The sequence below is a fragment of the Kumtagia ephedrae genome (genome assembly GCF_003012745.1).
Classification (GTDB): domain Bacteria; phylum Pseudomonadota; class Alphaproteobacteria; order Rhizobiales; family Rhizobiaceae; genus Kumtagia; species Kumtagia ephedrae.
Genome location: NZ_PXYK01000010.1, coordinates 115786 through 134513, shown reverse-complemented (window position 1 = coordinate 134513; position 18728 = coordinate 115786). Strand labels below are relative to the sequence as shown.

Sequence of the window (18728 nt, the reverse complement as noted above, 5' to 3'; positions counted from 1 at the left end):
GTGGAAAAACCGAGTTGCACGCCCGCCCGGATTTCGCTCAAGGTTGCCGGGGAGACCCTGGGGAGAGACTTTCAATGAGAAAAACACTTGTGACCGCGCTGGTCGGGGCCGGGTGCGTATCGATGGCTTCCGTCGGTTCGGCACTGGCCGGAGGTCTCGAACGCGGCGGCTACAACATCGATCTTCTGTTCGACCCGTCGCGCTTCGCCGCGGACGCGACGGCCGCCTACATCATGCCGCAGAGGGAATTGAACAATGTCGTCAGCGCCAATCCGCTGGCCAGCGGAGCAACGGATGGAGTACGCGATACCGAGGATTACTGGGTTCCTCGTATCGGAATGAAGTTCGGCGCAGCCGAAGCCGTTGACTGTATGATAGACTATTCGCAGCCTTGGGGCGCCCATTCGGCGCCTGGTGCGGACTGGGTGGGCGCCAATAACAATATCGAGACAAAGGTCAACAGCGACAATTACGCCGCTACGTGTTCCTATCGTACCGATCTTGGTAAAGGACAAATACGCTTCATTGGCGGCGCATTCTATCAAGAAGTGGATGGCTTCAAGGAGCGGCTTGTTGTGGTTCCGACGCCCATAGGCATCTTTACCGGCAACGGTCGTCTTGAACTCGGCGGAGATGGTGTCGGCTGGCGCGCTGGTGTGGCTTATGAAATCGAGGAAATCGCCTTTAGGGCGAGCCTTGTCTATAACTCCGAGGTTGACCTTGGAGACATAACCGGCACGCTGGATCTCACCCAGTTGCCCCCTCTTAATCCAATATTGGGCAGGGTGACCGACGTCGTTGGGACGGCCTCAATGCCGCAGTCCGTCGAGTTGAAAGTGCAGTCCGGCATCGCCCCTGGTTGGCTGGCTTTCGGCTCTGTCAAGTGGGTTGACTGGAGCGTCTTGCAAAGCATTCTATTCTGCCCGGTCGGTCAGCCAACGTGTACTCCCACCAACCGGGCGACCTCTCTCGACCTGCTCTATCGCGACGGCTGGACCGTGCAGGCCGGTATCGGCCACGCCTTCACCGACAAGCTGAGCGGCGCCGCCTCGATCACCTGGGACCGCGGCACCTCGACCGGGCTCGGCACCCAGACCGACACCTGGCTGCTCAGCGCCGGCGGCTCCTACACGCCCAACCAGAATCTCGAATTCAGGCTGGGCGGCTCGGTCGGCATCCTGACCAGCGGTTCTTCCGGCGTGGTGGAGAGCGATGGCATCAGCTACGGCACCGACGTCGCCTATGACTTCGGCGACGATCTCGTCAGCGCCGTTTCCGGCAGCGTGAAGCTGAAGTTCTGACGGTTTGCCTGTGGCGCGGTAGCGACGGTCCAAGGCCGGCACGCAAGCCATCCGGCGTGCCGGCCTGCTCGTTACCGGTTGTCCAGTTCCGCGCGCACGAGTTCGAGCCCGCGCCGCGTGATGCGATAGGGTCCGCTTTCCGACGAGGCGATCGCCCGCTTGCGCTTGAGCTTGCGGAAGAGCGCCAGATCGAGGTCGGGATAGCGCCAGCCGTCGCGGGTCAGGCAACGGATCGCCTCGATCCGTCTCTTCTCGTTCTTTTCGACTTCGATGCGCCCGCCCTGGGCGAGCAGGTGGAGAATGCGCTGTTCGGTGCGCGAAATGTCCATGTCTCAATTCCGTGAAAACCTGGCCGAGCGGCCAAAACAAAAAACCGCGGCCGCGAGGCTTCGCGGCGCGGTGGTTCAGGTTTTCTGCCCTGCCTCCCGAAGAGGTCAGGGCGTTACCGGGACTGAGCGTAAGTGGACATCCACTCTCCATTGGATGCGGCGGACTATAGGGGACATGCCGCCGAAACGCCAGAGAAGCCGCGGGATCAAGGGGCAAGGCGCGGCTTGGACCGGCCAAATGCTTGCGTCACCGGCCGGTTTGCACTAGCGAGATGGCCGGTTCAAAATCACTTCAAGCGTGACTTCCACTTTCCGCAGGCCGGCATGACCATCATCGACACCCGCACGCCCGATCCAAAGCGACTGATCCCCGGCGCCACCGGCGACTGGGAGGTGATCATCGGCCTTGAGGTGCATGCGCAAGTCACCTCCGATGCGAAGCTGTTCTCGGGGGCATCGACCGCATTCGGCGCGGCGCCCAACGCCAATGTCAGCCTGGTCGACGCGGCCATGCCCGGCATGCTGCCGGTGATCAACGAGGAATGCGTACGCCAGGCGATCCGCACCGGCCTCGGGCTGAAGGCGCAGATCAACCTGAAATCGGTATTCGACCGCAAGAACTATTTTTACCCGGACCTGCCGCAGGGCTACCAGATCTCGCAGTACAAGCAGCCGATCGTCGGCGAGGGCATCGTGGCGGTGTCGGTCGGGCCGGATTCGAAAGGCCAGTTCGAGGAGATCGAGGTCGGCATCGAGCGGCTGCATCTGGAGCAGGACGCCGGCAAGTCGATGCACGACCAGCACCCGACCATGTCCTATGTCGATCTGAACCGCTCCGGCGTGGCGCTGATGGAGATCGTGTCGAAGCCGGACATGCGCTCGGCCGACGAGGCCAAGGCCTATCTGACCAAGCTCAGAACCATCGTGCGCTATCTCGGCACCTGCGACGGCAACATGGACGAGGGCTCCATGCGCGCCGACGTCAACGTGTCGGTGCGCCGCCCGGGCGAGGGCTTCGGCACGCGCTGCGAGATCAAGAACGTCAACTCCATCCGCTTCGTCGGCCAGGCGATCGATTATGAGGCGCGCCGCCAGATCGCGATCATCGAGGATGGCGGCAAGATCGACCAGGAGACGCGGCTGTTCGACCCGAACAAGGGCGAGACGCGCTCGATGCGCTCCAAGGAGGAGGCGCACGACTACCGCTATTTCCCCGACCCGGATTTGCTGCCGCTCGAATTCGACCAGGCCTATGTCGACGCGCTGGCCGGCTACCTGCCTGAACTGCCCGACGACAAGCGCACGCGCCTGATCGCCTCGCTCGGGCTTTCCGCCTACGACGCCTCGATTCTCGTTTCGGAGAAGGCGATCGCCGACTATTTCGAGAAGGTGGCGGCCGGCCGCGACGGCAAGACGGCCGCCAACTGGGTGATCAACGACCTGCTCGGCGCCTTGAACAAGGCCGGCAAAACCATTGAAGAGTCGCCGGTTTCGCCCGATCAGCTCGGCGCCATCGTCGATCTGATCAGGGAAGGTACGATCTCCGGCAAGATCGCCAAGGATCTGTTCGAGCTCGTCTGGAGCGAGGGCGGCGACCCGAAGGCGCTCGTCGAAAGCCGCGGCATGAAGCAGGTCACCGACACCGGCGCCATCGAGAAGGCGGTGGACGAGGTGATCGCGGCAAACCCCGACAAGGTCGAGCAGGCGAAGGCCAAGCCGAGCCTGGCCGGCTGGTTCGTCGGCCAGGTGATGAAGGCGACGGGCGGCAAGGCCAACCCGCAGGCGGTCAACTCGCTGGTGAAGGCCAAGCTCGGTATCGAGGACTAGCTTCCGTGTTCATCCGCACCGCCAGCGAACGCGACCTGCCGGCGGTGCGCGACCTCCTGGTCGAGACCTGGCATGCCACCTACGATTCGATCTACGGGCACGAGCGCGTCACCGAGATCACCGACGACTGGCATTCGATCGAGTCGCTGGCGGCGCGCCTGAAACGCCCGAACGGCGAGTTCCTGGTGGCCGACGACGGCCGCCGGCTCGGCGGCATGGCTTTCGCGGCGGCCACCACGGACCCGAAGGTTCTGATCCTCTACCAGCTCTATGTCCGACCGGCTTTCCAGGGCAGGGGACTGGGAAAGCAGTTGCTGCACGAGATCGAGGACAGTTTTCCGGATGCCCGCACGGTTCGCCTGGAGGTCGAACAAGCCAATAGCGAAGCCGTTGCCTTCTATCAGGCCAACGGCTTCCGGCCGACCGGCGATACGGTGAATTGCGGCGGCTCGACCTTCGCCATTCCGGCGCTGGTCTACGAGAAACGGCTCGACTGAGACGCCGTCAGCGGCCGACGACCTTCAGGAGTTTCGTGCGCTTCTTCAGCCAGCGCAGACCGACATAGACCGCGGCGCCGCCGGTGAGCGCGGCAAGCCAGGCCGGGTCTATCGCCGTGTGCCTCTCGGCCAGCACCTCGCGCACCTGATCGAGCGTGAAGAAGATCGCCACGATGGCGAAGAAGCTCGAATATTCGCGCCGGAGAACGTTCTTCAGCGAAAAGGGAAGGGCGGGCGGCACCCAACCGGTCAGGCGCGGGAAGAAGGCGGGAACGCGCGCCGCCCAGTCGGCATAGCGATGCCCGAACTTCTCGCCCAGGAACCTCTCCTCCGTGGCGATGATCCGCTCGTGATAGACCACCTGGAAGAGCAGCATCAGCAGCACGACGAACACGTCCTGCGAGAACAGGGCAATTGCCGTCATCGTCACCGCGTTGCCGAAGTAGAGGGGATTGCGCGTCAGCGAATAAAGCCCGGTGGTGTTCAGCGTCTCTGCGATCTGGCGCTGGGTGTTGCGGCCCGACGTGCCGGCCGGCACGAAGCCGACGGTGGCGGCGCGGATGGCGAGCCCGGCGAAGGCGAGCAGGATGCAGGCGCTTTCGTACAGACTGTCGGCAAGGGCGCCGAAATGCATCTCTATCGGTTCCGGCTGCGTGGCCACGAACAGGAAGATCGGCGCGAAGCCGAGGATCACGTAGCTGCGCCGGCGGAACAGCCAGCTCCCCTGCCGGGCGATCGAGTCGGAGATCATCATTGCCTCTGCTGGTACGGGATCGGATCCCGGTTTGGGGTAACGCCGATTGGCGCCTGAAATCCGGCGGAAGTTTGAGCGAGGTTTGGCGGCCGGGCTCCACGTCGGCGGCGCCAAGCAGGCGGCACCTGCCGATTGCGAATGCAACGCAACGCCGCACTTGCATCGCCCGCGCGGCGAGGCCATAACGGGCCTGGTTTTGACGGGCGCAGTCGCGCCGGCGGCCGAGGGACGTGATGAAGAATTTCCTTGCCCAGTTCTTTACCTGGTGGAACGGCCAGACGCTCGGCACCCGCTTCCACACCTGGCGCTACGGCAACAAGGTGGGGCAGGACGAATTCGGCAATACCTATTACGAAGGCGGCATCAATTCCGACGGCCGCACCCGGCGCTGGGTGATCTACAACGGCGTGTCGGAAGCCTCGCGCATTCCGCCAGGCTGGCACGGCTGGATCCATCACCGGGTGGATGTCGCGCCGTCGCAGGAGACATACAAGGCGCGCGACTGGCAGAAGCTGCATGAGCCGAACCTGACCGGAAGCCCCGCCGCCTACCGGCCCAAGGGCTCGCTGGCGCACGGCCTGCGCCGGCCGCAGGTCACCGGCGACTACGACGCCTGGACGCCGGGCGGATGATCGGACGCTTCGGTGTCGCCACAATCCGGGGTTAACGGCATGTTGACCTTGACGGCGCGATACGCCAGTCAGGGTTTTCAGGCAGGCACAGTCCGGAATCATCGATGATGACGCTTTTCTCGACCCTGCACGGGGCCAAGCTCGCAGCTTTCACAGCCGCGAGCCTGACGGTGGGCGTCTGTTGTGCGCCGCCCTCGGCGCAGGCCGAGCGCCTCACTAATCCGGTGGCCGAATTCACCGGCGTCGACAAGATCACCGGCCGCATCATCACCTTCGACGTCTATATCAACGAAACGGTGCAGTTCGGCGCGCTGCAGGTGACGCCGCGCGTCTGCTACTCGCGGGCGAAGGAGGAGGAGCCGAAGACCGACTCCTTCGTCGAGGTCGACGAGATCACCCTCGACCGGAAAATCCGGCGTATCTTCACCGGCTGGATGTTCGCCGAGAGCCCGGGCCTCAACGCCGTCGAGCACGCCGTCTACGACGTCTGGCTGAAGAGCTGCAAGCAGAGTTCCGACGTGCCGGCGCCCGAGGCGAGCAAGACGAACTGAGTGGGGCGGGCGGAGGGCACAGGAAGAGCGGTGCCAGGCCTCTCTACGGATAAAAACGCGCAGCGCCCCGCAGCGCCTCTTCCAGCATCGTCTCGTATTTGCGCCGCGGCACGTCGATCGCTCCGAACGATTTCAGATGCTCGGTGGTGAACTGCGTGTCGAGCAGCACGAAGCCGCGCGCGCGCAGCCGCTCCACCAGATGCACCAGGCAGACCTTCGAGGCGTCGGTCTCGCGCGAAAACATGCTTTCGCCGAAGAAGGCGCGGCCCAGAGTCACCCCATAAAGGCCGCCGACCAGTTTTTCCTCGCGCCAGGCTTCCACCGAATGGGCGTGGCCGATCCTGTTGAGCTCGACATAGGCCTCGCGGATGGGCGCGTTGATCCAGGTGGAATGCCTGCCCGCGCGCGTCTCGGCGCAGGCGTCGATCACGCCGGCAAAGTCGGTGTCGACGCGGATGTCGAAGGGATGGCGCCGCACAGTCCTGCGCAGGCTTTTCGATACGTGGAAAGCGTCGAGCGGCAGGATGCCCCGCGCTTCCGGCCGTACCCAGAAGACTTCCGGATCATCCGAGCTTTCGGCCATCGGGAAGACACCCGAGGCATAGGCTTTCAACAGCAGGTCGGTCGGGATGCGATGGCCGGGCGCAAACGGGCGTGCCATGGGACCCAGCGCGTCAGGCGCTCTCCGCGAGATGTTTTTCCAGCCAGTGGATGTCGTAGTCGCCATTGGCGATGTCGCTGTTGCCGACCAGCTCGCGGAACAGCGGCAGCGTCGTCTTGATGCCGTCGACCACGAACTCGTCGAGCGCGCGGCGCAGCCGCATCATGCATTCGACGCGGTTGCGGCCGTGCACGATCAGCTTGCCGATCAGGCTGTCGTAGTAGGGCGGTATGCGATAGCCGGAATAGACGCCGGAATCGACGCGGATGCCGAGCCCGCCGGGCGTGTGGAAATGGGTGATGGTGCCGGGCGACGGCGTGAAGGTGCGCGGATCCTCGGCGTTGATGCGGCATTCGATGGCGTGGCCCTGGAACTTCACGTCCTCCTGCCTTACCGACAGGCCGCCGCCCGACGCCACGCGGATCTGCTCGTGCACGAGGTCCAGGCCGGTGATCGCCTCCGTCACCGGATGCTCGACCTGCAGGCGCGTGTTCATCTCGATGAAATAGAACTCGCCGTTCTCGTAGAGGAACTCGATGGTGCCGGCGCCGGAATAGCCGAGCTCGGCCACGGCGTTGGCGCAGATGTCGCCGATGCGTGCGCGTTCCGACTCGTTCAGCGCCGGCGACAGCGCTTCCTCCCACACCTTCTGGTGGCGGCGCTGCAGCGAGCAGTCGCGTTCGCCGAGATGCACGCCCTTGCCGGCGCCGTCGCCGAACACCTGCAGCTCAATGTGACGCGGCTTTTCCAGGTACTTCTCGATATAGACGGAATCGTCGCCGAAGGCGGCACCCGCCTCGGTGCGTGCGGTATGCAGCGCCTCGACGAGATCGGCCTCGGTGCGCGCCACCTTCATGCCGCGTCCGCCGCCGCCGGCGGCCGCCTTGATGATCACGGGGTAGCCGATGTCGGCCGCCAGCCGCTTGGCCTCGGTCTCGTCGGAGACCGCCCCGTCGGAGCCGGGAACACAAGGGATGCCGAGCCGCCTGGCCGTGCGCTTGGCCTCGATCTTGTCGCCCATGATGCGGATGTGCTCGGCCGAGGGGCCGATGAAGGTGATGTGGTGGGCGGCCAGGATGTCGGCGAACTTGGCGTTCTCCGACAGGAAGCCGTAGCCCGGATGCACGGCGTCGGCGCCGGTGATCTCGCAGGCGGCGACGATCTGGTGGATGTTGAGATAGCTCTCGCGCGACGGCGGCGGGCCGATGCACACGCTCTCGTCGGCGAGCCGCACATGCATGGCGTCGGCGTCGGCCGTCGAATGCACGACGACGGTCTTGATGCCGAGCTCCTTCGCCGCGCGAAGCACCCTGAGCGCGATCTCGCCGCGGTTGGCGATGAGGATCTTCTGGAACATCGGCAACCTACTCGATCACCACCAGCGGCATCCCATATTCGACCGGCTGGGCGTCCTCGATCAGGATCGCGGTGACGGTCCCGGCGCGCGGGGAGGGGATCTGGTTCATCGTCTTCATGGCTTCGATGATGAGCAGCGTCTGGCCTTCGCGTACCGTCTGCCCGACCTCGATGAAGGCCTTCGCGTTCGGCGCGGGCGCCAGATAGGCGGTGCCGACCATCGGCGAGGCAACGGCGTTCTTCGACAGGTCCGCGGCCGGAACCGGGGCGGCAACAGCGGCGGCCGCCGCGGCGGGAGCGGCAGGCAGCGGGGCGGCATAGGCCTGGATCGGCGCGGCGTGGCGGGCGACGCGCAGCTTGAGGTCGCCGAGCTCGACTTCGATTTCGGAGAGATTCGTGTCGTTCAGGATACCGGCGAGATCGCGGATGAGCTGCTGGTCAACATCCGTCTTCTTTGTCGACATGTCGAGACCTTTTCCCTTCTGTTGCCGGCTGCCTAGAGCCGAGCGGCGAGCGCCTGCAGCGCCAGCACATAGCCCAGCGGCCCGAAGCCGCAGATCATTCCCACGGCGACCGGAGCGATCATCGACTTGTGCCGGAACGGCTCGCGCGCGTGGATGTTGGAAAGATGCACCTCGACGACCGGCAACGGCGCGACGGCGCGGATCGCATCGTGGAGGGCGATGGAGGTGTGTGTGTAGGCGCCGGCGTTGAGCACCACGCCGACCGCCTTGTCGGCAGCCTCGTGCAGCCAGTCCACCAGGTCGCCCTCATGGTTGGACTGGCGGAAGTCGACGGCCAGCCCGAGCGGCTCGGCCGCAGCCTTCAGGTCCGCCTCGATCCCGGCAAGCGTCTTGCCGCCATAGATCCCGGGCTCGCGCTTTCCCAGCGCGTTCAGATTGGGACCGTTGAGGACGAAGACCGTTTTCAATCAGCAACACCTTGCACCGGCGCCCGCAGGAATTGCGGCACCGCGACCTCTATAAAGGGCATAGGCCGCCCCGGAAAGAGCGCAAGCGCGTTCTTTCGCTGTCCACAGGCGGAGGAGGGCGTCGGCCCGACTTCGGATCAGCAGGCGGTTTCGAGACAGTCTTTCGCAGCCGCGATCTTCTCGGCCAGCACTTCGCGGCCGAGCGCGCCGAAAACCACCTCATTGCCGACGACATAGGACGGGGTGCCGGTGATCGACAGGCGGTTGGCGAGGTCGTAGGTCTGCTCGAACGCCTCGCCGATCGCCGGATCCTTCATCGCCTCGCGCAGCTTCGCCTCGTCGGCGCCGAGCGAGACCGCGAGCTGGACGGCGCTCGCCTCGGTGGCGCGGGTCTGGGCGGCGAGCAGACGGTTGTGGAACTCGTCGTACTTCTCCGGCATCACCTTCAGAAAGGCCTGCGAGACGATGTGAGCTTTTTGCGAATCGGCTCCGAGGATGGGGAATTCCTTCAGCACGAAACGGACTTCCGGATCGCTCTCGATCAGCGCAAGCATGTCTTCCTGGGCGCGTTTGCAGTAGCCGCAATTGTAGTCGTAGAACTCGACGATGGTGACCTTGCCCCGGGGATTGCCGAGCACCCCGTCATGGGCGGAGTTGAAGATCAGGTCCCTGGAATCCTCGATGACCTTCACATTGGCGAGCTGCTGCTGCTCGCGCTGCTTGGTCTCCAGTGCGGTCTGGACTTCCAGCATCACCTCCGGATTGGCGAGCAGATAGTCGCGGACGATCCTTTCGACCGCCGGACGATCCAGCCCCGGGTCGGCTGCCGCCGCCTGCGGGGCATTGTCGGGCACCGTGTTTGCCTTGCTGCCGGCGGCGAAGCCGACCGCCAGCGCGGCGAAAGCCACGACCACGCCGGTCGCGCCCAGCAGGATTGCCTTGTTCATCGGATCGTTCTCCTGCTGCGGCGACGCGATACGCCTGCCGCTAGCCTCTTTTCTTGCTCGGAATCTTGAAATTGATGATGTCCTGCGCCCGCACCCAGCCGGGCGAGCCGCGCTTCATCTTGGCCTGGGCGCGTGCCGCGAACACCTTCGCGTCCTGATATCTGCCGGCATAGAAGTTGCCCTCGGCGCTGGCGAGGTCGGCTTCGGGGATCTGGCCGAGCTGCCCGTAGGCCTGCGCGAGATAGCGATAGCCCATGGCGTTCTCGCGGTCGCGCTCCAGCCCGGTGTTGATCTCGCTCACCGCCTTCTTCAGCGAGGCGGGATCGCCGGTGGCGATCAGCGCCTGCCCGAGCGCGATGCGCAGGATGCCTGATTTGTAGGAGTCGAGACGCACCGCGTCCCGATAGGCCTCCGCCGCCTGGCCGGGGCGATTGGCCTTCATCAGCACATCGCCGAGCAGCTCGTGGAAATAGGGGTTCTTCGGCTGCGCGCCGACCAGCGCCTCGGTCTTCTTCTGCGCCGAACGGAGATTGCCGTAGAGATAGGTCGCCATGGCATCGCCATACTGGTTGGCGAGGCCTTGCGGCGCCTTGCGGAACAGCCTCGCGGCCGCCGACTGGCCCTGCGTGTAGACGGCGATCTTGGCGCGCATCATGTCGTGGCGCTGCTGCAGGGCAGGCGGGTCCTCGACATCGAAATATCTGCTGCCGGTGGCGAGCGCCTCCAGGTTGGCTATGCGCTCGCGCGGCATCGGATGGCTGATCCGGTAGGGATCGACCCGCGTGCCGGAGAGCGACAGCGCGTTCTGGAAGCGCTGGAAGGTCTTGAGCATGCCCTTGGCCGACTGGCCAGTGGCCTCGAGATAGGTGATCGCCGAACGGTCGGCGGTGGTCTCCTCGGTGCGCTGGTAGCCCATCAGGCTGCGCCGCGCCGCCTCGCCGCCGCCCATGACGATGCCGCCGCCGGCCTGGGCGAGCTCGCTGGAATTGGCGGCCGCACCGGCGGCAATGGCGCCGATGCCGAGCAGGCTGGCGACGATCGCCATGGTCTGCGCCCGCGCGATCTGGTCGCGCAGCCGCTCCTGGTGGCCGCCGGCGAGGTGGCCGGCCTCGTGGGCGATCACGCCGATGATCTCGTTCGGGGTCTCCGACTGCATCAGCGCGCCGGTGTTGATGAACATGCGGCGCCCGGCGACGAAGGCGTTGAAGCCGGGATCGTTGACCAGGATGATATCGATGTTGGACTTCAGGCCCGCCGCCTTGAAGATCGGCCGGGCATAGTCGCGCACCAGCGCCTCGATCTCGGCGTCGCGCACCACGGAGACGTTGCCCTGCGCCTGCGCCGGCATGGCCGCGGCGAGGCCCATGGCGATGCCGACGGCGCCGCCGACGAAGGCCCGGACAGCCGAGCGCAGGACGGGGATTTTTCCGGTTGTGATCATGGCCGCAAGCACTGGTAACCGAGTGGTGGAGCGATGAAAAGGCGATAGGCGGATTTTCCTGAACTTGTGATCCCCACATCAATCGGGCATTTGTGCGGCGCGGCGGCATCGCCGGACGACGGAGCAGACAGCGGATGACAGCACTTTCCCGACGCGGCGAGGTCGAGCCGTTCCATGCCATGGACGTGCTGGCGGAGGCGAACCGGCTCAAGGCCGAGGGTGTTCCGGTGATCTCGATGGCGGTCGGACAGCCATCCGATCCGGCACCGCTTGCGGTGCGCGAAGCGGCCGCGCGGGCGCTGGAGCATGGCCGCATCGGCTATACCGACGCGCTCGGCACGGCAGCCCTGCGCGTGGCGATCGCCGCGCATTACCGCGAGCACTACGGCGTCGAGGTGGCGCCGGAACGGGTCGCGGTGACGACCGGATCGTCCGCTGCCTTCAACCTCGCCTTCCTCGCCATGTTCGACCCCGGCGACGCGGTCGCCATCGCCTCGCCCGGCTATCCCGCCTATCGCAACATCATGGCGGCGCTCGGCCTCGACGTGGTCGAGGTGGAGATGGAGGAGGCGCCGTTCCTCACGGCCAGGCAGCTCGCGGCGGCGCATGCGCGCAAGCCGCTGCGCGGGCTGCTGTTCGCCAGCCCGGCCAATCCGACCGGAGCGGTGGTGCCGCCGGCGGAGATGGCTGCACTGCTCGCCGAGGCGAGAGCGCTAGGCATCGCCGTCATCTCCGACGAGATCTATCACCGGCTGAACTACACCGCGCCCGACGTCACCGCGCTGTCGCTCGACGACGACGTCGTGGTCATCAACTCCTTCTCGAAATACTACTGCATGACCGGCTGGCGCATCGGCTGGATGGTGCTGCCGGAAAAACTGGTCCGGCCGGTGGAGCGCATCCAGCAGAGTCTTTACATCTCGCCGCCGGAGCTGTCGCAGATCGCCGCCTGCGCGGCATTCGGGGCAGGCGCCGAGCTCGACCGGGTGAAGGCGCGTTATGCGTCGAACCGCGATCTGCTGATGCGGCGCCTGCCGGAGCTCGGTTTCGCCCTGGCAGCCCCCATGGACGGCGCCTTCTACGCCTTCTGCGACGTCTCGACCCTGACCAATGACAGCATGGCCTTCGCCCGCCGCATGCTGGCGGAGGCGCATGTCGCGGCGACGCCCGGCCGCGACTTCGACACGCTGCAAGGCAGCCGCTTCATGCGCTTCTCCTATGCGGGGAGCCATGAGGACATGATCGAAGCCGTGGCGCGGATCGAGCGCTGGCTGCAACAATCTTGCACTGAAGCCTGATCGCGTGTGGTGGAGGAGGTCGTGAACGTCAAGAATTGGCTGACTGAGCTGAACGTAACCGCTGCTATATGGTTTCTTGCACTTGTTTTCCTGATCAAGGAGCTGACTGAGTTTGCCCTTAGCAGTGCAAGTGCCCTGGATGGGAACGTTTTCCCATCGCTGTTTGTTTTTGGTTGGCTGTCATTTCTTTTTGTTTTTCAGTTAATTCGACTATTCCGGTGTGGCTTCTTTGTCGCTTGGCTAAAGGCACTCTGGGACCCTGAATTCAGGACGATATATCGGAACAAATGGATCCATTTAACGCGACCGTCAGCCGGGAGCACCAAGAGGACAACGAAGCACAATCCAACCGACTAGCTACAAATCAACACCGTCAAATACGAGTTGGATACTAAACAGACCATGCCGGAAATCGAAGACGTGCTCAGCGACCTCGCCGCCGAGATGGCGGCGCGCCCAGACCGCGGCGAGGTCGCCACCTACATCCCGCAGCTCGGCAAGGTCGACCCGAGGAAGTTCGGCATCGCGGTGGCCACCGTCGACGGGCGCATCATCACCGCCGGCGACGCGGAAGAACCATTCTCGATCCAGAGTGTGTCGAAGGTCTTCACGCTGACGCTGGCGCTCGGCAAGGTCGGCGACGCGCTGTGGAAGCGGGTCGGTCGCGAGCCGTCAGGAAATTCGTTCAACTCCATCGTCCAGCTCGAGCACGAGCGCGGCATCCCGCGCAATCCGTTCATCAATGCCGGCGCGATCGTCGTCTCCGACGTGCTTTTGGCCGGACACCAGCCGCGCGAGGCGATCGGCGAGATCCTGCGTTTCGTCCAGTTCCTGACCGACGACGACAGCGTCTACATCGACCAGGGCGTGGCAGCGTCGGAGCGGGAGACCGGCTTCCGCAACTTCGCGCTCGCCAACTACATGCGCTCGTTCGGCAACCTGCACCATCCGGCCGAGTTGACGCTGGGCGTCTACTTCCACCACTGCGCCATCGCCATGAGCTGCCGGCAACTGGCGCTTGCGGGCCGCTTCCTCGCCTGCGGCGGCCGCAATCCGGCGACCGGCCATTCGGTGATCTCCAGCGAGCGGGCGCGCCGCATCAATGCGCTGATGCTGACCTGCGGCCATTATGACGGCTCGGGCGACTTCGCCTTCCATGTCGGCATTCCCGGCAAGAGCGGCGTCGGCGGCGGCATACTCGGCATCATCCCCGGCGTAGCCTCGGTCGCGGTCTGGTCGCCGGGCCTCAACGCCAACGGCAACTCGCATCTGGGATCGGTGGCGATGGAAAAGCTGGCGCGGGCGATGAACTGGTCGATCTTCTCGCCCTGACGCCGATCGTGTGTTTCAGATTTCGGAAACGCGAAACCCGCGCAGCCGGGCTGGCTGCGCGGGTTTCGTTTCACTGTGATCCGGCTTCAATGAGTGAAGCCAAGATGCCGTTCTACTTATAGAAAACCCCGCCGCTGCCACCAGCCGGATTTTTTCGGCCGGTCGGCCGCCGGCTGCGGTTGCGCCACAGGCTCCGTCGCGACAGGCTCCGGTTCCTGGGCGGGCTCGGCATGCGGCTCGTCGGATGCGGCTTCCGGCTCCGGCTCGGGAGCCTCGGCGGCGGGCGCGGCTTCGCTAGCCTCCGCAGCCTCGGGCTCCTGCTTCTTGCGCGAGCGCCTTGCCGGCTTCTTGGCGGGAGCAACTTCGGCATCGGCCACGGCCTCGCCGCCGGCTTCCTCGGCAGCGGCTGCCTTCTTGCGCGGCGCGGCACGGCGCTTCTTCGGCGCTTCGACCGGCTCGGCTTCGGCCGAAACGTCCTGTTCGGGCACGACAGCGGCAACGGCCTCGGCTTCTTCGACGACTTCGGCCTCCGCAGGTTCGACGGGTCCCTCGACCGCAGACGCCTCCGTGGCCGCCTCATCCTCGGCCTCGCCGCGATGACGACGACCGCCGCGCTTGCCGCGCCGCCGCTTCTTGCGTTCTGCCTCTTCGGCGGCCGACACGGCTTCGTTCACGTCTCCGGCGTCGCCGGCTTCCTCGACCTCGCCGGAGACCGCCTCGTCGTGCGCGGTATCCTGCTCGACGCCCGCCGTTGCTTCTTCGGCATGCGGCTGGGCATCGTGATCCCGGTCGCGTCCGCCGCGCCGCCGGCGGCGGCGGCGCTTGCGCCGGTCGCGCGACTCGCCTTCCGGATGAGAGCGTTCCTCGCTGGGCTCGGCCTCGACGACGACGCCTTCATCCTCGGCCTCGATTTCGTCCTCTTCCTCGAAGGCTGGCTCCAGGGTCGGGCTGACGATGGCGGAGGGAGGGGTCAACGACTTCTCGGCGATGGCGCCGCGGAAGATCGCATAGTGCTGCGAGCCAACCGTCTCGTCGGCCTCGATGGTGATGGTCAGGCCGAAGCGTGCCTCCATCTCCATCAGCGAGCTGCGCTTGTGGTTGAGCACGTACATGGCCGTGGAGGCCGGCGTCTTGACGACGATGTGGCTGCGCGAATCCTTGAGCAGGAATTCCTCGATCGCCCGCACCACCAGCAGGGCGACGGAGGAATCCGAACGCACATGGCCGGTGCCGCCGCAGTGCGGGCACGGCTTCATCGTCGATTCCAGCACGCTGGCGCGGATGCGCTGGCGGCTCATCTCCATCAGGCCGAAATGCGATATGCGGCCGAGCTGGATGCGCGCCCGGTCGTTCTTGAGATGGTCCTTGAGGCGCTTCTCCACCGCACGGTTGTTGCGGTTCTCCTCCATGTCGATGAAGTCGATGACGATCAGGCCGGCAAGGTCGCGCAGGCGCAACTGGCGGGCGACCTCCTCGGCCGCCTCCAGATTGGTGTGCAGCGCCGTCTCCTCGATCGAGTGCTCGCGCGTCGAGCGGCCGGAGTTGACGTCGATCGAGACCAGCGCCTCGGTCTGGTTGATGATGATGTAGCCGCCGGACTTCAGCGTGACCTGCGGCTGCAGCATGCGGTCGAGCTGCGCCTCCACGCCATAGCGCGCGAACACCGGCACGGTGTCGCGGTAGGGCTGCACCACCTTGGCGTGGCTCGGCATCAGCATGCGCATGAAGTCCTTGGCCTCGCGGTAGCCGTCCTCGCCGGCAACATGGATCTCGTCGATGTCCTTGTTGTAGAGGTCGCGCACCGAGCGCTTGATCAGGCTGCCTTCCTCATAGACGAGGGCAGGGGCCGACGATTGCAGCGTGAGCGTGCGCACGTTCTCCCACAGCCGCATCAGATACTCGTAGTCGCGCTTGATCTCGGCCTTGGTGCGGCTCTCGCCGGCGGTGCGCAGGATGACGCCCATGCCCTGCGGCACCTCGAGATCCTGCACGACCTCCTTGAGGCGCTTGCGGTCCTGCGCATTGGTGATCTTGCGCGAGATGCCACCGCCGCGGGCGGTGTTGGGCATCAGCACCGAATAGCGGCCGGCGAGCGACAGATAGGTGGTGAGTGCGGCGCCTTTGTTGCCGCGTTCCTCCTTGACGACCTGGACCAGCAGGATCTGCCGGCGCTTGATCACTTCCTGGATCTTGTACTGGCGCCGCATCGGCTTGCGGCGGACCTGCACTTCCTCGAGCGCATCGTCGGCGCCCACCGATTCGATCTCGTGATCATCCGTGGATGTGTCGGCAAGTTCCTCGACCTCGCCGCCGCCCGGCGCGGGCGCCGTCTCGTGCGTCTCGTCGGCGACCGTCTCCACCTCTTCCGACACGACATCGGCCTCGATGGCGGCGGCCATGTTGGATGGCTTGTCGCTGCCGGACCGGTTTTCCGGCTCATCGGCCGGTTCCGGAACCTCGGCCGATTCGAAGGCGGCATCCTCCGCCCCGCCCGCCTCGGCGGAAAGCTCCTCCGCAACCGGGGCTGCATCCTCGTCGCCATCGGCGTCTTCGCCGGCCTCGGCCCCGGCGCGCGATGCGTCCTCGCCATTGCGGCCGCGGCTGCGTCCGCGCCGACGGCGGCGCCCGCGGTTGCGTTCCTGGCGGTCCTCGCTTTCGCCGTCGTCATCCGCCTCGTCCTCGGCGGCTTCGGCTTCGGCGCGCAGCAGCGCCTGGCGGTCTGCGACCGGGATCTGGTAATAATCGGGATGAATTTCGCTGAAGGCGAGGAAACCGTGCCGGTTTCCGCCATATTCGACAAAGGCAGCCTGAAGGGATGGTTCGACCCGGGTTACCCGGGCGAGATAGATGTTTCCTTTTAGCTGCTTCTTGTCCTGTGATTCGAAATCAAATTCTTCAATACGGTTACCGTGAACGACGACGACCCGTGTTTCCTCCGGGTGGGAGGCATCTATGAGCATTTTGTTGGGCATTATGTTTTTTCCTGCCGAGCGCACGCCTTCCGCCGCGGGGCAAAGCCTCCGTGGTGAGCAGAATCTGCGCTTCGATCGTATTGATGTCCGCCTGCCGCTGCCGCCGCGCCACGGTGGTGCCGCCCGCCGCCTGATAGGCGCGGTACAGTGCGGACCTTTCCGAGATTGCGCTTCCGACCATTGCTTGCGTTGCGGATCCTCTTGAACCAAGGCCCGGGGAGCCCGGACCAGCTATTTGCTCGTGTCGAGCCGGCGCGAATTTCCTGTTCGCGCCGTTTGCCTTGACGTTCCGGGAGCCGTGGGGACGGCGTCCCGGGACGAATTCTGTGCTGGCCACGCCTGCCCGGACGGAGCTGTCCGGCCGCATTTATCCGACTCCACAGTCTGCCACTAGAACAGCAGACACCGAGCATTGCGGTGTACCAGTCCCGCTTTTATGATTTGACCGTGTTTTAGGCAACCCCGGATTCCGATTGCCGACAAAATGGATGGCGTTCACGGGGCGTGAGGCAAAAGGCTTGGTTAACCTTATCTGGATACCAATCCTTAATTGAACAAGGGCTCGCAGGCGACGGGCCGGGGCAGTTTCGTCCAGCGTCGGAACGGGTAGCAGCATGAGTCCAACCGGTCGAGCCAATCGCAGGGCGATGTGCAGCCTCGCGGCGATGCTGTGGGTGGGCGGCATGATTCTGCTGATCGCCATCCTGTCGCCCGTTTCCGGGGCGGCTGCGGCAAGTCTCGGCGCGAAGGGCTTCAAGATGGCCGGCGATGCGACGCGCATGCGCGTCGTGATGCATTTCGACGCCGAGCCGGAGTTGCGCTGGTTCCTGCTGCGCGGCCCGCACAGGCTGGTGTTGGACCTGCCCGATACCCGCTTCGCCTTCGAGCCCAAGGACATGAAGCCGCGCGGCCTCGTCCGGCGGGTCAGCTACGGCGGCGCCGGCGAGGGCAGATCGCGGGTGATCTTCGCCACCAAGGGTCCGTTCGTCGTGGAGCACGCGGACGTGGTCGCGGAAGAGGACGGCGCCGGCTACCGGCTGTCCATCGATATCGCGGCGGCCGGGGAGCGGCAGTTCGAGGCGGCGCTGGCGGACCAGGCCGAAGTCACCGGCTCAACCGCCGCGGCACCCAAGGGCAGCCGGGTAGGGGCCTCGGTGGACCGCCCGGCCAAGCCCTTCGTCATCGTCATCGATCCGGGACATGGCGGCATCGACAGCGGCGCGCTCGGGGTCAACGGAACCGTTGAAAAGACCATCACGCTGGCCTTCGCGCTCGAGCTCAAGGCGAAGCTGCAGGCGGAGGGCAAATACGACGTCCATCTGACCCGGTCGAGCGACCTGTTCCTGAGGCTCGACGACCGGGTGCGGATCGCGCGCCAGCAGGAGGCGGATCTGTTCATTTCCGTCCATGCCGATACCATCAACCTGAAAGGCATCCGCGGCGCGACCGTGTACACGGTGTCCGACAAGGCGTCCGACGCCGAAGCCCAGGCGCTGGCCGATCGCGAAAACCTTTCCGACAAGCTCGCCGGCATCGAGGTCGAGGACGAGAACCACGAAGTCGCGGACATTCTGGTCGACCTCATCCGCCGCGAGACCCACGCCTTCTCCATCCGCTTTGCCCGAACGCTGGTCGGCGAACTGTCCGAGACGGTGGGCCTGATCAACAATCCCCATCGGTTCGCCGGATTCAGGGTGCTGAAGGCGCCGGACGTGCCGTCGGTGCTGGTTGAGCTCGGCTATCTCTCCAATGCCGAGGACGAGGAGCAGTTGCGCAATCCCGAATGGCGCGGCAAGGCCGTGACCTCGATCTCGAATGCGATCGCGGCCTTTGCCTCGGCCAGGGCGGCGGGCGGCTGATGTCGCCGGCGGGCTCGTCGCGAGGTTGCGTTGCGGCTGC

At 65.3% G+C, this 18728-nt stretch carries 17 protein-coding genes; 8 read left to right on the top strand and 9 right to left on the bottom strand.

Features of this window, described 5'->3' with window-relative positions:
• Positions 1–74 precede the first annotated feature (74 nt).
• Positions 75–1301: an OmpP1/FadL family transporter gene (locus C7I84_RS12400; protein WP_106772500.1), complete on the top strand. Its 1227-nt coding sequence runs from the start codon at positions 75–77 to the stop codon at positions 1299–1301.
• A 71-nt stretch (positions 1302–1372) separates the two neighbouring features.
• On the opposite strand, the gene C7I84_RS12395 is transcribed toward C7I84_RS12400, so the two are convergent.
• Positions 1373–1630: a YjhX family toxin gene (locus C7I84_RS12395; RefSeq protein ID WP_106772499.1), complete on the bottom strand. Its 258-nt coding sequence runs from the start codon at positions 1628–1630 to the stop codon at positions 1373–1375.
• A 324-nt stretch (positions 1631–1954) separates the two neighbouring features.
• On the opposite strand from C7I84_RS12395, the gene gatB reads away from it, so the two are divergent.
• Together gatB and C7I84_RS12385 are read left to right on the top strand one after the other, a co-directional pair.
• Positions 1955–3457: an Asp-tRNA(Asn)/Glu-tRNA(Gln) amidotransferase subunit GatB gene (gene gatB, locus C7I84_RS12390; RefSeq protein ID WP_106772498.1), complete on the top strand. Its 1503-nt coding sequence runs from the start codon at positions 1955–1957 to the stop codon at positions 3455–3457.
• Between the two features lie 5 nt (positions 3458–3462).
• Positions 3463–3954 carry a GNAT family N-acetyltransferase gene (locus C7I84_RS12385; protein ID WP_106772497.1) on the top strand — a complete coding sequence of 164 codons (492 nt, stop codon included), beginning with the start codon at positions 3463–3465 and terminating at the stop codon, positions 3952–3954.
• A gap of 7 nt (positions 3955–3961) precedes the next feature.
• Here C7I84_RS12385 and C7I84_RS12380 read toward each other — a convergent pair whose 3' ends face one another.
• Positions 3962–4708 (bottom strand): methyltransferase family protein, encoded by a 747-nt coding sequence (locus C7I84_RS12380; protein ID WP_245428416.1) that lies wholly within the window; start codon positions 4706–4708, stop codon positions 3962–3964.
• Between the two features lie 233 nt (positions 4709–4941).
• On the opposite strand from C7I84_RS12380, the gene C7I84_RS12375 reads away from it, so the two are divergent.
• Both C7I84_RS12375 and C7I84_RS12370 read left to right on the top strand, forming a co-directional pair.
• Positions 4942–5340, top strand: coding sequence for an NADH:ubiquinone oxidoreductase subunit NDUFA12 (locus C7I84_RS12375; RefSeq protein WP_106772496.1), 399 nt, complete (start codon positions 4942–4944; stop codon positions 5338–5340).
• A gap of 107 nt (positions 5341–5447) precedes the next feature.
• On the top strand, positions 5448–5891 hold the full coding sequence (locus C7I84_RS12370) for a DUF2155 domain-containing protein (RefSeq protein ID WP_106772557.1): 444 nt from the start codon (positions 5448–5450) through the stop codon (positions 5889–5891).
• A 43-nt stretch (positions 5892–5934) separates the two neighbouring features.
• Here the strand turns inward: C7I84_RS12370 and aat are convergent, their stop codons facing one another.
• The 6 genes from aat to C7I84_RS12340 form a co-directional block, all read right to left on the bottom strand.
• On the bottom strand, positions 5935–6552 hold the full coding sequence (aat, locus tag C7I84_RS12365) for a leucyl/phenylalanyl-tRNA--protein transferase (RefSeq protein ID WP_106772495.1): 618 nt from the start codon (positions 6550–6552) through the stop codon (positions 5935–5937).
• Positions 6553–6565: 13 nt separating this feature from the next.
• A complete protein-coding gene (accC, locus tag C7I84_RS12360) occupies positions 6566–7909 on the bottom strand; it encodes an acetyl-CoA carboxylase biotin carboxylase subunit (RefSeq protein ID WP_106772494.1) in 1344 nt (447 codons plus the stop codon).
• A gap of 7 nt (positions 7910–7916) precedes the next feature.
• Complete coding sequence (gene accB / locus C7I84_RS12355) at positions 7917–8372, bottom strand: acetyl-CoA carboxylase biotin carboxyl carrier protein (RefSeq protein WP_106772493.1); 456 nt, start codon at positions 8370–8372, stop codon at positions 7917–7919.
• 32 nt (positions 8373–8404) lie between these two features.
• Positions 8405–8839 carry a type II 3-dehydroquinate dehydratase gene (gene aroQ, locus C7I84_RS12350; protein WP_106772492.1) on the bottom strand — a complete coding sequence of 145 codons (435 nt, stop codon included), beginning with the start codon at positions 8837–8839 and terminating at the stop codon, positions 8405–8407.
• A 137-nt stretch (positions 8840–8976) separates the two neighbouring features.
• Entirely contained in the window at positions 8977–9786 is an 810-nt protein-coding gene (locus tag C7I84_RS12345) for a DsbA family protein (protein ID WP_106772491.1), read from the bottom strand.
• Between the two features lie 40 nt (positions 9787–9826).
• Positions 9827–11152 (bottom strand): M48 family metalloprotease, encoded by a 1326-nt coding sequence (locus tag C7I84_RS12340; protein WP_425351336.1) that lies wholly within the window; start codon positions 11150–11152, stop codon positions 9827–9829.
• Positions 11153–11361: 209 nt separating this feature from the next.
• On the opposite strand from C7I84_RS12340, the gene C7I84_RS12335 reads away from it, so the two are divergent.
• Both C7I84_RS12335 and C7I84_RS12330 read left to right on the top strand, forming a co-directional pair.
• Positions 11362–12525 carry a pyridoxal phosphate-dependent aminotransferase gene (locus C7I84_RS12335; protein WP_106772489.1) on the top strand — a complete coding sequence of 388 codons (1164 nt, stop codon included), beginning with the start codon at positions 11362–11364 and terminating at the stop codon, positions 12523–12525.
• Between the two features lie 402 nt (positions 12526–12927).
• On the top strand, positions 12928–13857 hold the full coding sequence (locus C7I84_RS12330; protein ID WP_106772488.1) for a glutaminase: 930 nt from the start codon (positions 12928–12930) through the stop codon (positions 13855–13857).
• A gap of 116 nt (positions 13858–13973) precedes the next feature.
• Here the strand turns inward: C7I84_RS12330 and C7I84_RS12325 are convergent, their stop codons facing one another.
• Positions 13974–16829, bottom strand: a complete 2856-nt coding sequence (locus tag C7I84_RS12325) for an Rne/Rng family ribonuclease (protein WP_106772487.1) — start codon at positions 16827–16829, stop codon at positions 13974–13976.
• A gap of 614 nt (positions 16830–17443) precedes the next feature.
• Between C7I84_RS12325 and C7I84_RS12320 the strand changes: the two genes are divergently transcribed.
• Entirely contained in the window at positions 17444–18688 is a 1245-nt protein-coding gene (locus C7I84_RS12320; protein ID WP_425351332.1) for an N-acetylmuramoyl-L-alanine amidase, read from the top strand.
• The last annotated feature ends 40 nt before the right edge of the window (positions 18689–18728 follow it).